The following is a 12516-nucleotide window of genomic DNA, read 5'->3' on the forward strand; positions in this document are numbered from 1 at the left end:
GTGCTGGCGCCGATATGGCGCGCTTGCAAGTAATGGCGGTTGCAATTATTGTGGACGCTCGTAAGGCGCAGAAGCAATCGTCCGGAGGTTCTCCCCATGCCACTCGCGCTGCTCGCCCTCGCCATCGGGGCCTTCGGAATCGGCACCACCGAGTTCGTGATCATGGGCCTGCTGCCCGAGGTCGCCGCGGACTTCGGGGTCTCGATCCCGACGGCCGGGTTCCTCGTCACCGGCTACGCCCTCGGTGTCGTGATCGGCGCCCCGCTGATGACCGTGCTCGGCACGAAGGTCTCCCGCAAGCGGATGCTCATGGTGCTGATGGGCCTGTTCATCGTCGGCAACGTGCTCTCCGCCGTGGCGCCCGTCTTCGGCGTGATGCTCGCCGGCCGCGTCGTCGCCTCGCTCGCGCACGGAGCCTTCTTCGGCATCGGCTCCGTCGTCGCCGCCGACCTGGTGGCCCCGCAGAAGAAGGCCGGCGCCATCGCGATGATGTTCACCGGTCTCACCGTCGCCAACGTCGTCGGCGTCCCGCTCGGCACCTTCGTCGGCCAGAGCGCCGGCTGGCGAGCCACCTTCCTGATCGTCGCCGGCCTCGGCGTCCTCGGACTGCTCGGCGTCGCCAAGCTGGTGCCGGAACAGCCCAGGCCCGAAGGCGTACGGCTGCGCCACGAGATCGCCGCGTTCCGCAACGTCCAGGTCCTGCTCGCCATGGCAATGACCGTGCTCGGTTTCGGAGGCGTCTTCGCCGCCATCACCTACATCACACCGATGATGACCGAGGTCACCGGCTTCGCCGACTCCTCCGTCACCTGGCTGCTGGTCCTGTTCGGACTCGGCATGGTCGGCGGCAACCTCATCGGCGGAAAGTTCGCGGACCGCGCGCTCATGCCCCTGCTCTACGTCTCGCTCGGCGCACTCTCTCTCGTGCTCGCCCTGTTCACCCTCACCGCCCACAACACCGTCACCGCGGCGATCACCATCGTCCTCATCGGCGCGCTCGGCTTCGCCACCGTGCCGCCGCTGCAGAAGAGGGTGCTCGACCAGGCCGCGGGTGCGCCCACGCTGGCCTCGGCCGTCAACATCGGTGCGTTCAATCTGGGCAACGCCCTCGCCGCCTGGCTCGGCGGCATGGTGATCGCGGCAGGCTTCGGCTACACCGCCCCGAACTGGGTCGGCGCCGCCCTCGCCGCCTCCGCGCTCGCCCTCGCGGTCCTGGCCCAGATCCTCGAGCGCCGTTCGCCCGGCACCGGCCAGGTCGTCGCGGCCTCCGCCCCCGAGGCGGTCGCCGTCCCCGCCGGACGCCCCTGAGCCTCACGGCTGATCCCCCGCCGATCGCAACTGATCGCCGGCGCTCGCCCGTGAATCCCCGTCGGCCGCCGCCGACCGGCGGGAGGTCCCTCATCCACCGTCCCCACCACCGCAGCATCCACCCACCACGGCAAGGAGCCACCCCATGACCACCAGCACCACCACCGCCGTCGCGCCGCTGACCACGCAGGATGCGGAGACCCTCGTCGAGGCCGCCCGCAGCGCGGCCGAGTCCGCCGGCGTCACCGTCGCGGTCACCGTTGTGGACGCGGGCGGCCATCTGCTGGCCTTCCGTCGCGACGACCGGGCCGTCCTCATCGCCGGTGAGACCAGCACCCGCAAGGCGTACACCGCCCTCCAGTTGAACGCCCCGACAGCGGACCTCGTCGACGCCGTGCAGCCCGGCGGTCTCTTCCACACCCTGCCGACCGCTCTCGACAAGCCGCTGCTGTTCATCGCCGGCGGCGTCCCCGTCCAGCGCGACGGCCGTCTGATCGGCGCGATCGGTGTCGGCGGGGGAGCGCCGGAGCAGGACCACGGTTTCGCGAGCGCGGCCGTCGACGCGCTCGCCCGCGCGTAGCCGCCGTCGCGCACGGTACGGACGTCGCACCACCGGCCCGCGGGCCGCACCGGTCACCACCGGGGCGGCCCGCGGCCGCTTCTCGAGCGGCGGCGGACCGCGACCAGTTCAGATGCGGCCTCTTGCCGAGGAGTGCGTCCATTCCGCTGACGCGCAGGCGGTAGGGGTCGAGCTTCAGCAGTGACGTCGTCACGCCCGCGGGCCCGTCGGGGAAGCTGCTCCAGAAGTCGAAGCCGAGCGGCGGCGCTGCGTCCCGGAACCGTTCGCTGCTCTCGCTCTTCGCGGGCTGGGGCCTGGCCGACGAGCTGCAACGGCGGCCGGCGGCCGACGGCTTCGACGACAGCCGATTCGCCGATGGCGTGGTGTTCCAGCATCTGATCGAACGGCCTCTTGCCATCGGCGTACTCGCCGAGCGGCTCGGGGTCACGCAGCAGGCGGCGTCGAAGTCCGTCACCGATCTGGAGCGGCGCGGCTACCTCGTACGACGGCCCGATCCGGGCGATGCGCGAGCCCGGCTGGTCGATCTCACCGACCGGGGCAGGGGAGTGGTCACTGCGGCGCGCCGGCACCGGGCGGCGATCGAGGGCGAGGTGATCGCCGCGCTCGGTGCCGAACGGGTCGAAGCCGCCCGCCTCCTGCCGGCCGACGTCCTCACGCATCTGGGCGCTGACGCCCCCTTGCGGATCCGCCGGGCGAAGCCGCCCCGCTGACCGCCGGACATCGGGCGTATGGCGGGCCCGTCACCGGGCCCGCCATCGCGCGGTCACGGCAGGGCCGGGACCTCGGGGGCGACCGCGGTGGCAGGCAGCGCGGGCGTCGCCGGGAGTGCGGCGGTCTCCGCCTGTGCCGCAGCCGGAAGGCTGACACCCGACAGCAGGCCGGTCACCGTGCCGAGCACCGTGTCGAGCAGACCGGTCGCGACACCCAGCAGCGAGCCGACCACGTTCGTGAGACCGGACGTGACGGCGCCCAGCAGCTCGTCGAGCGTCTTCTGCAGATCGGCCAGGGCGTCGCCGATCGCATCCGCGCGGACGGCCCGGTCCGTACCGTTCATCCCCAGGGCGCGGTTCGTCTCCAGGGCGCGGTTCGTCTCCAGAGTGGCCATGGCCACCTGGAGGTTGGCCTTGTGCCTGATGGCCGTCGCGAGCGGCATGCGCCCGGCGTCGGTCGCCAGTACGTCGGTGAGGAAGTCGGTCATCGCCGGCGGAACGCCGTGCGTGTGACGCATGACCTCGACCTGCCGGCTCAGCTCGGTGGCGCCCGGGATGGCGGACTGGGCCGCGGCCGCGGCGGGGACGGTATCGGGTACGGAGGTAACTGCGGCCGCGGGGCCGACCGCCGTGAAGACGAGGGCGGCGCACAGGGCGGGCGGCGCCATGACGCGGGTCACCGATGTGAGACGCATGCAGGGGTTCCTTCCAGAGATGGGACTGACTCTCACTCACCGTGTAAAGGAGGTCGACCCTGCGCAACTGCGACGCGTACCGCCGATCGGGCGGATCTCCGCCCGCCGGGACGCTCTGACCAGCAGTCTTCTGCTCGACCGACCTCGAGTTGCCCTGCTGCATCCGTGTGAGTCCGCTGTCCCGCCCCTCAGCCGAACGTCGGCTCGGGCACCGCCCCCGGGAAGTACGCCTCGCCGCCGCCGAGTGCCGTCTGTGTGTAGGTCATCCACATCCTCGCCGGGTATCCCTCTCCCGCGTTCGGCAGCGGTATCTGCTTGTGGGTGGTGACGTTCTCACCGAACAGCCCGATCGTCGTGAGCAGTTCCTCGGTCGAGCCGACGAACCACTCCGCCTTCCCGTCGTCACTGCGGCCGGACTTCTGTGTGACGTCCTGCCGGCCGTCCTCGGTCCACATCGACGGCACGGCATCACGCCGGCTCGATACCCGGCTGAGGACATCGGTGACCGTTTCGGCCGCCAGTGAGCTGATGGCGCTGCCACCGACCGGGTTACGCAGCGGTGTGACCTCGCCGTCCCGCTGGGCCGACTTCACGATCGACGGGGTGACCTTCTTCCCGTCGTGCCGGAAGCCGGCGTAGACACCCGCGATCTCCAGGGGACTCGCCCCCATCAGACCGAGGGACAGGGCCTGCGGCGATGCGACATCCCTCGGCTTCAGGTCCATGCCGAGGGCGTTCGCGGTGTCCATGACCGCGTCGTCGTCGGCCGGAGAGCGCTCATCGGCCTTGGCCTCCATCGACGCCGCCACGACGACGGGCTCGAACAGGGGGCCGACCTGGTAGTCGGCGCGTGTGGCGTTGCTGATGTACTGCCGCATGTAGTCGCGGCCGCCGTAGAGGGCGACGACGTGGCCGTTCCTCGGGTCCATCGACACCGCTCCCGCCTGGATGTTCTTGTCCAGCACAGGGCCTCCGGGCGTGCCGCCCGCCGCGGCGACCGTTTTCTCCAGAGCCTTCTGTTTGCGGGGGTCGACGGTGAGCGTGATCCGCCAGCCGCCACCGGCCAGCTCCTGCTCGCTCACCCCGGACGCCATCAGCTCGCGCCGGGCCGCTTCCACGAGATACCCGGTCTGCCCGGAGAGACCCGCCGTGGGGGAAGGACCCACGGGCACGGGGAACTTCATCCGCCCGCGCGCGGTCTTGTCCAGCCAGCCCTGGCCGACCATGTTGTCGAGCACGTAGTTCCAGCGCTGGGTGACGAGGCGCTTGCCCTCAGGGCCCGCGATCGCCCAGTCGTACTGACTCGGGGCCTGCAACAGGGCGGCCAGATAGGCACCCTGTTCCACCGTCAGCTGCTCGACCTCCCGGTGGTAGTAGGCCCGGGCGGCCGCCTGGATGCCGTACGCCTGGCGCCCGTAGTAACTGCTGTTCAGATACCCGGCGAGGATGTCGGACTTGGAGTTCCGCTGGTCGACCTTGAGCGAGATGATCAGTTCCTTGACCTTGCGGGTCACGGTCTGCTCCTGGCTCAGGTAGTAGTTCTTCACGTACTGCTGCGTGATCGTCGAACCGCCCTGTGTGCCACGGCCGGTGACGGTGTTGAGGATGCCGCGTGCCGTGCCCGAGAAGGAGACACCGGAGTCCGTGTAGAAGTCCTTGTTCTCGGCGGCGACGAAGGCGAGCCGGACGTTCTTGGGCACCCGGTCGACCGGAACCGTCTCCCGGTTGATCTCGCCGGTACGGGCGAGCCGACTGCCGTCGCTGAAGAGGTACACGTTGCTCTGCGCCTTGGCCAGATCATTGGCCCGCGGAATGTCGATCGCGACGTACAGGACGGCGAACGTGCCGGTCACCAGGGCGCATACGGTGATGAGGGCGGCGAGCACCTTCCGCCAGCTGAGGAGTCGGCGCAGCCCGCGCCGCTTCTGGGCCTGCTGCCGCGGGGACCTGTGCCGGCACCGCCGGGTGAGGGCCCGGCCGCGCCGCCGTGAGTGCCGGCCGGAGACCTCCCCGACCGCTCTGAGCGAACCTGCCCGGTCGACCTCGCCCGCGCTCTGCAACTCCGCTGTCCGGTCAGGACTCCCAGTGGTTCGCATGGCGCCATCCTCAGCGCCGAAGATCTTCGGAAACCCAAAGCGAGCCATCGGCTCTGACTCGGAGATGTATCAGCCGTGTATCGGCTCCTTCGCAGGGAGCCGCAAGGTCGCCACCGCACCACCGTCGGCGGCATTGGCGAACTCCAGTTGCGCCCCGATCACATGGGCCTGGCCGATGGCGATGGTCAGCCCCAGGCCGTGGCCGGTACCGCGCTCGCGGGCGCCCGTGCGGAACCGCTGCGGACCGTCGTCGAGCAGGGTGTCGGGATAGCCGCGTCCCCGGTCCCGTACCGTCACGGTCCGCCCGTCCGCGGCGACGGTGACCGTGACCGGACGGCGGCCGTGCCGGTGCCCGTTGACGATCAGATTGGTCAGGATGCGCTCCAGCCGGCGCGGATCGGTCCACACCTCGGCCGTGGGCGCATCGCCCTCGACGACGAGCTCGACCGGCTCCGCCGGCAGCCCGTGAAGCGTCGTGATGTCCTCGACGAGAGAGCTGAGACGGCAGGGCGACAGATCGGCCTCCTCCGCCCCGGCGTCGAGCCGGGAGATCTCCAGCAGATCCTCGACCAGGGCGGCGAGGACACGCACCCGGTCGCGCACGAAGGAAGCCGCTTCACCGTCGGGGAGCAGTTCCGCCGCCGTGACGAGCCCCATCAGGGGGGTGCGCAGTTCATGTGCGACGTCCGCCGTGAACCGCTGCTCGCTGCGCAGCCGTTGCTGGAGTGCGGCGGCCATGGTGTCGACGGCGGCGGAGATCTCGGCGATCTCGTCCCGAGGCCGGGGCGGCGCCTCGATACGGGCGTCGAGGTCCCCGGCCGCGATGCGCCGGGCCGTGCCGGCGGCCGACCTCAACCGCCGGCTCATGCCCCCGGCGATGATCACGCCGAGCGGCAGCACGGCCGCGGTCGTCAGCGCACCGGCCCAGGCGATCGTCGTGTCCAGCGCGCTGATGTCCCGCAGCGTCGTCGTCATGTCGATCCGTACGGACAGGACTTGCTCGCCCGCGGGACGGGCGGCCCACATGGCCGGACCGGTGGGCCGGGTGGAGAACTCCGTCCCCTGATGGCCGCGGTCCGCGATCCCGCGCAGCCCGGCGGGAAGCCCGGGAGCGTCGAGCACGGCGCCCGTGCCCTCGACCGTGCCCGTACGGGCGTAGGTCACCGCGGCCCGGTCGAGCGTGGTGCGGGCGGCATCGCGCGCCTGGGTGAGTTCGCGGTCGCGCGAGGCGTGATGGACGAGGACACCGACCGCTGCGGCGACCGAGCAGATCGCGGCGGCGACCAGGGCGGCGATACGCCATCTCAACGGCATGGTCAGCGCCGGAACTTGTAGCCGAAGCCGCGGACCGTCTCGATCCGGTCGGATCCGATCTTCGTCCGCAGCCGCTGCACATGGAGGTCGACGACCCGGGTGTCGCCGTGCCAGGCGTGGTCCCACACCCGGCTGAGCAGGGTCCGGCGTTCGAGCACCACCCCTGGGGAGGCGGCGAATTCGAGCAGCATGCGCAGCTCGGTGGGGGTGAGGGCGACCGGTTCCCCGTCGCGGAGCACGTCCATGCCGCGGGTGTCGATGGTCAGTTCGCCGAAGACGAGAACCGCGGTCTCCGGAGTCGTGTCCGGGACCGGAGTGAAGGACGCGCGACGCAGCAGGGAGCGGATACGAGCCACGAGCACCGCGCTCTCGCACGGTTTGACGACATAGTCGTCGGCGCCGGCCTCCAGTCCGGAGACGACGTCGAGGGAGTCGCCGCGCGCGGACATCATCAGGATCGGAGCGAGGCTGAACTCCCGGATACGGCGGCAGAGTCCGATGCCGTCGAGGTGCGGCAGCATCACGTCGAGGAGCAGCAGATCCGGGTTCCGCTCCCGGAAGATCTCCAGACCGGTCAGGCCGTCGGCGGCCGTGGAGACGGTGAAGCCGTACCGCTCCAGCAGCATGCGGACGGTGCTGCGAATGACCTCGTCGTCCTCGACGAGCAGCAGATGTGCCTCGTGGGCCGTGCCGGGGGATATGTGGGGGCTGCTCATCATGGCGTCCTGGTCGGGGGGATCGGTGTCGCGGGGTTCTCGGGGAGCGGTGTCGCATCGGCCGGGGGCACCGCTGTCACGGAGGGCTCGTCATCGCCGAGCGCGTCCTGTGGGGCGGTCGAGACGAGTTCGGTGCCGTTCCAGCGGTAGCGGGTGGTGAAGCGGCCGTCCTTGCCGGTCGAGGAGAGGATCAGGTCGTTGCCGAGGGTCACGCCCGTGGCGCCGATGGTGTTCCAGCTGATGAGGATCGGCCGGACGGACGTGCCGAAGGCGCGGTAGACCTGGACCAGCGTCAGGCCGCCGACCGGATCGTCGAGGGCCACCACCAGCTCGTCCCTGCCGTCGTCGGTGAGGTCCCGGTACGCGGGTGTACGCAGGCCGCAGCTGCCGCCGGGACAGCTCTGCAGAGCGGTACGCACGAGCTGCGGGACGTTGGGGTCCTGCTCCAGCAGACGGAGGACGGAAACCCGCCGGAGGTCACCCGCGGGCACCTCGATGCCCTTGACGTTCACATAGCGCCGGTAGGGGGCGGCGGTCTCACCCTCGTCGGGGGTGGGCCCCGAGTACTGGGGCCACAGCGGTGAGGCGGAGATGGGCGGCGACACCTGGGGGGCGGCACCGTCGTCGCGGGCGCCGGTGTCGGCTGCGCACCCGGCGATTCCCGCGGCCGTCGCGCAGACGGCGAGAGCGGCCAGCACCGGCCGCCGGAAGCGGTGGGGGCCGGTGCTGCGGGGGGAGTGGCGCATAGGTCCATCACCCTACCGGCGGGAGTTCCGGGCCCCTCCGGTAGGTGCGGACGGGGCCGCAGGCTGCCGGCGGTCGTGCGGGGTGGTCCGTGGACCGGGAGCTGCCGGCGGTCCTGCGTCCGGGAGAGGTCGATGGCCATGCAGCGGAGCTGCCGACAGTCGTGCGGCCGAGGGCCGAGCTACCAGCGGTGGTGGACCTGTGCGCGGATCCGGCGGTCGTAGAGGTCGCGCACCGCGTCCAGCGTGACCTGCGGCAGCGGGTCCAGGGCCGCCGCCGCGGCATTGGCGCGCGCCTGCTCGGCGGACCGGGCGCCCGGGATGACGCTCGTGACACCGGGCTGCTGGATGATCCACCGCAGGGCGGTGCCGGCCGGTGTCGCTCCTTCGGGAGCGAGCGCGGCGAACTCCGCCGCGGCCTCGACGCCCGTGCCGTAGTCGACGCCCGAGAAGGTCTCGCCCTGGTCGAAGGCCTCACCGTGCCGGTTGTAGGTGCGGTGGTCGTCGGCCGTGAAGACCGTGTCCTTGGTGTACTTGCCCGACAGCAGACCGGACGCGAGCGGCACCCGCGCGATGATGCCGACACCCGCCTCCGCGGCGGCGGGCAGGACCTCTTCCAGAGGCTTGAGCCGGAAGGGGTTCAGGATGATCTGGACACTCGCCGTGCCCGGGCGTGCGATGGCGGTGAGGGCCTCGGCGCAGGTCTCGACGCTGACCCCGTAGGCCGCGATCCGCTTCTCGGCCACGAGGGTGTCGAGTGCGTCGAAGACGGCGTCGGAGGAGTACACGGAGGACGGCGGGCAGTGCAGCTGCACCAGATCGAGGGTGTCCACACCCAGGTTCCGGCGGGAACGGTCGTTCCAGGCGCGGAAGTTGTCGAGGACGTAGTTCTCGGGGAGCTGGTCGACGCGGCGACCCATCTTGGTGGCGACGACGATGCCGGCGTCCGGCCGGTCCCGCAGATAGCGGCCGATCAGCTGCTCGCTGCGGCCGTCGCCGTACACATCGGCCGTGTCGAAGAAGGTGACGCCGTCGTCCACCGCGGCGTCGAGCACGGCGAGGGCGTCCTCCTCGCGGACGTCACCCCAGTCCGCGCCGAGCTGCCACGTGCCCAGCCCCACGACGGAGACGTTCCGACCGGTCCTGCCCAAGACGCGCTGTTCCATGAGCGGCATCCTATTCAGCCGGTTTCGCCATCGGGCGTCCCGGGGGCGGGCGTCCACCGAATATCGGAAGCTACTGCTCCGGATCGCTACACATAAGGAACAGATAAGCGCAAACTGGAGGAGCGCGGCTCTGCCGCGCAGCGCGGTCCGACTTGCAGCGAGAAGAAGGAGGCGAGTCGCATGGCCGACGTCTCACACAGGGGAGACCTCGCGGGTCATCCCGACATCAGCGAAATGCAGGACCGCTACGCGCGCATGCTCGGAGGGCGCGATGTGGCCCTGGTGGACGGCCCGGTGTTCCTGGTCGGCCTCGCCTGCGCGGTGTCCCCATGGGTGGTCCACTTCGCGGGCAACCAGCCGGCACTCGCGATGCACAACCTGATCATGGGCATCGCGATAGCGGTGCTCGCGATCGGGTTCACCGTCATGCCGGAGAGGATGTACGGCCTGAGCGGGGCGATGTGCGCCATGGGCGTGTGGATGATCATCGCACCCTGGATCGTGGGCAGCGGCCCGGACGCGGGAGTGATCTGGACCAACATCATCCTCGGTGGGCTCACCTTCCTGCTGGGGCTGGTCTGCACGGTCGTCGCGATGAGGAGCAGTCGCACGTCCATGTGACGGTGCTTTCCTCGACGGGATGTGCGCAGAGCGCCGGTCGGCCCGCCCCGTGGCGGGTCGACCGGCTTCGCCCGTCAACGGCTCGGCAGTAAGTGGCCCAGTCGATACGAGCCCAAGTGGCCAGTGTTCTGGGCCATTCGGCTTCCTAGGGTGAAGGGCAGAGCGGCCGGAAGGACGGTCGCGCCCTCCCGAGGAGCCGCATGCCCCTGCGAATCGTGCCGCCGAGCGGATCCCCGCGGACGCTCGCCCTCGCCCAGCTGGTGAACTCGCTGGGTGACGGCGCCTACTACGTGTGCTCCGCCCTGTACTTCGCCCGGGTCGTCGGCCTGTCACCGGCCCGGATCGGCCTGGGCCTCACCGTGGCCTGGGGCGTCGGCTCGCTCGCGGGTGTCGCACTCGGCCGGATCGCCGACCGCAGAGGGCCCCGGCCGACGGCAGTCGTCCTGGCGCTCGCCACCTCGGCCTCCGTCGCCTCGTTCCTCTTCGTACGCTCCTTCCCCCTCTTCCTGCTGGCCGCCTGCTGCTACGCAACGGCCCAGTGCGGACTGGCCGCTGCCCGTCAGGCGCTGCTCGCCTCCCTGGTGACGAAGGAGGAGCGGACCGGAACACTCGCCTACCTCCAGTCGACGCTCAACGCCGGGCTCGCCGTCGGCGCCGCGCTCGGCGGTGTCGCCCTCCACTTCGGCAGCCGCGAGGCGTATCTGTCGGTCTTCGTCCTCGACGCGGCCGCCTTCGCGCTGTGTGCCCTGGTCCTGCTGAGGCTGCCCGATGTCCGAGTCGACCGCATGCCGCACCGACTCGCCGCGCAGCAGGCGGTGTTCCGTGATCTGCCCTACGCCGTGGTGACCTTCCTCAACATGATCATGCTGCTGCGTATGCCGCTGATCAGCCTCGCCATCCCGCTGTGGATCGTGGAGCGGACATCGGCCCCCGGCTGGACCGTCTCCGCACTGCTGGTGCTCAACACCGGTGCGGTGATGCTCTTCCAGGTCCGCACGGCTGCCGCCGTACGCGATCTGCCCAGTGCCACGCGGACGGTTCGGCGCGGTGGCGTGGTGATGCTCGCCTCCTGCGCGGTCTTCGCCCTCTCGGCCGCCGCGGGAGTGCCGGCCCAGGTCGCCGTCGCCGTGCTGCTCGCCGGGGCCGCGCTGCAGGTGTGGGGCGAGATGATGCAGTCCGCCGGCGCGTGGCAGATCGGCTTCGACCTCGCCCCCGCCGGGCGGTACGGCCAGTACCAGGGCTTCTTCGGCGCGGGTGTGCCCGTGGCGCGGATGCTGGGGCCGGTTCTGCTGACCACGCTGGTTGTCGGCCTGGGTGTCATCGGGTGGCTGATCCTGGGCGCGTTGTTCCTCGCGGCCGGACTGGCCATGGGACCCGCGGTGCGCTGGGCCGGGAAGGCCCGGACGGCGGTGGCGTACGCCGTGTGACGGACCGTGCCGGTCGCGCAGGGGACGCCGCCCAAGGAGAGTGGGCCAGTGGCCTCGCGTCAGTCGTCCACCGTCAGTCGCCGAGCCGTATCCAGACCGGCGCATGGTCGGAGCCCGTGGCATCGCGGCGCTCGGTGGGTACCTCGTCGACCGACGGCAGTGGCGGTGGTTCGGCGGCGCCGACGATGCCGGTGCCCGCCGCGGCGACCCGGTCGAGGAGCTGATGGCTGATCAGGATGTGGTCGATCAGCTCGGGCCGGCCCGCGTGAACACGGGAGTAGCGCCGGTCCTCGGGTATCCACTGCGCCACGTTCCACAGACGCATCGCATCGCCCTTGTCCTCGCGCAGGAAGCCGGGAGTGCCGATCTCGGAGCCCGGCGGGCCGTGCAGGATCTGCGTCGTGGCGGCGGACGGCTCGTCGTTGAGGTCACCGAGGACGACCACGGCCCGCTCCTTGCCCTGTTCCTCCAGCAGCTCGTCGGCCACGGACCGCAGGGTCACCGCCTCGGCGCCGCGGCGGAACAGCGCGTAGGCCGCATACCGCGCACGCTCGCCCTCGTCGTGCGGCTGGAACCGGTTGCCGGGAAAGGTGAGCAGCTTGGATTTGAGATGGCAGACGGCCACCCACATCTGCGGTCCGTCGTCCGGCTCGACGCGTACGGCGAGCGCCCCGCGGCCCATCCTGGCGGTCGGGTCGGCGCTGTCGTCGCTCTGCACGGCACGCAGGCGCTGCGGGAACGTCTGGGTGTCGGAGACGACATCGAGCGGACGCCTGCTGAGGAATCCGACCCGGATCCCCCGGCCGTCGGGATGCTCCGACAGTGCCGTGTGCCAGGTGCCGGGCAGCAGACCCGCCAAGTCCTGCAGCGCCTCGGGGTCGCCGACCTCCTGGATGCCGAGGACCGTCGGTCCGAGCGCTTCGACGGTGGCGGCGAGCGCGGCGAGCTTCGCTTCGTAGACGACCCCGTCACGCGGCCCGTAGGGCCCTCCGGGCCGGTAGAGGTTCTCGAGGTTCCATGTCCCGAGGAGCATGGCCGGCTCCCGTCCTGTGACTGCCCGGACTGCCATCGTGACAGTGCTGGGCGGGAGCGGCCAGTGCGCGGGCGCGGACCGCTCGGCTCCGCTCGGGGCGCAGGGGC

General features: G+C 71.1%; 12 protein-coding genes. 5 read left to right on the forward strand and 7 right to left on the reverse strand.

Going from position 1 to position 12516, the window contains the following annotated elements; all coding sequences use genetic code 11:
• Nucleotides 1–96 precede the first annotated feature (96 nt).
• From ACQPWZ_RS32595 to ACQPWZ_RS32605, 3 genes are all read left to right on the forward strand, one after another.
• The gene (locus ACQPWZ_RS32595) at nt 97–1308 is read left to right on the forward strand and encodes an MFS transporter (protein WP_340476998.1); all 1212 of its coding nucleotides are present in this window, start codon (nt 97–99) and stop codon (nt 1306–1308) included.
• A 145-nt stretch (nt 1309–1453) separates the two neighbouring features.
• On the forward strand, nt 1454–1888 hold the full coding sequence (locus ACQPWZ_RS32600) for a GlcG/HbpS family heme-binding protein (protein WP_433573181.1): 435 nt from the start codon (nt 1454–1456) through the stop codon (nt 1886–1888).
• Nucleotides 1889–2250: 362 nt separating this feature from the next.
• Nucleotides 2251–2598 (forward strand): MarR family winged helix-turn-helix transcriptional regulator, encoded by a 348-nt coding sequence (locus ACQPWZ_RS32605; protein ID WP_433573182.1) that lies wholly within the window; start codon nt 2251–2253, stop codon nt 2596–2598.
• Between the two features lie 53 nt (nt 2599–2651).
• On the opposite strand, the gene ACQPWZ_RS32610 is transcribed toward ACQPWZ_RS32605, so the two are convergent.
• From ACQPWZ_RS32610 to ACQPWZ_RS32635, 6 genes are all read right to left on the reverse strand, one after another.
• Nucleotides 2652–3293 (reverse strand): hypothetical protein, encoded by a 642-nt coding sequence (locus tag ACQPWZ_RS32610; RefSeq protein WP_356700200.1) that lies wholly within the window; start codon nt 3291–3293, stop codon nt 2652–2654.
• A gap of 188 nt (nt 3294–3481) precedes the next feature.
• Complete coding sequence (locus ACQPWZ_RS32615; protein WP_433573183.1) at nt 3482–5389, reverse strand: transglycosylase domain-containing protein; 1908 nt, start codon at nt 5387–5389, stop codon at nt 3482–3484.
• Nucleotides 5390–5458: 69 nt separating this feature from the next.
• Nucleotides 5459–6703, reverse strand: coding sequence for a sensor histidine kinase (locus ACQPWZ_RS32620; protein ID WP_433573184.1), 1245 nt, complete (start codon nt 6701–6703; stop codon nt 5459–5461).
• 2 nt (nt 6704–6705) lie between these two features.
• Nucleotides 6706–7419 carry a two-component system response regulator CseB gene (gene cseB, locus ACQPWZ_RS32625; protein ID WP_340477005.1) on the reverse strand — a complete coding sequence of 238 codons (714 nt, stop codon included), beginning with the start codon at nt 7417–7419 and terminating at the stop codon, nt 6706–6708.
• Nucleotides 7419–8165, reverse strand: a complete 747-nt coding sequence (locus ACQPWZ_RS32630; protein WP_433573185.1) for a hypothetical protein — start codon at nt 8163–8165, stop codon at nt 7419–7421. Before ACQPWZ_RS32630 ends, cseB begins: the two co-directional genes overlap by 1 nt.
• A gap of 179 nt (nt 8166–8344) precedes the next feature.
• Nucleotides 8345–9337 carry an aldo/keto reductase gene (locus tag ACQPWZ_RS32635; protein WP_433573186.1) on the reverse strand — a complete coding sequence of 331 codons (993 nt, stop codon included), beginning with the start codon at nt 9335–9337 and terminating at the stop codon, nt 8345–8347.
• 171 nt (nt 9338–9508) lie between these two features.
• Here ACQPWZ_RS32635 and ACQPWZ_RS32640 point away from each other — a divergent pair, with 171 nt between their 5' ends.
• On the forward strand, nt 9509–9949 hold the full coding sequence (locus tag ACQPWZ_RS32640; RefSeq protein WP_340477008.1) for an SPW repeat protein: 441 nt from the start codon (nt 9509–9511) through the stop codon (nt 9947–9949).
• 200 nt (nt 9950–10149) lie between these two features.
• Nucleotides 10150–11376: an MFS transporter gene (locus tag ACQPWZ_RS32645; RefSeq protein ID WP_433573187.1), complete on the forward strand. Its 1227-nt coding sequence runs from the start codon at nt 10150–10152 to the stop codon at nt 11374–11376.
• A gap of 73 nt (nt 11377–11449) precedes the next feature.
• On the opposite strand, the gene ACQPWZ_RS32650 is transcribed toward ACQPWZ_RS32645, so the two are convergent.
• Nucleotides 11450–12409: an endonuclease/exonuclease/phosphatase family protein gene (locus ACQPWZ_RS32650; RefSeq protein ID WP_340477010.1), complete on the reverse strand. Its 960-nt coding sequence runs from the start codon at nt 12407–12409 to the stop codon at nt 11450–11452.
• Between the last annotated feature and the right edge of the window lie 107 nt (nt 12410–12516).

It is taken from the genome of Streptomyces sp. CA-251247, assembly GCF_050952975.1.
Lineage (GTDB): Bacteria > Actinomycetota > Actinomycetes > Streptomycetales > Streptomycetaceae > Streptomyces > Streptomyces achmelvichensis.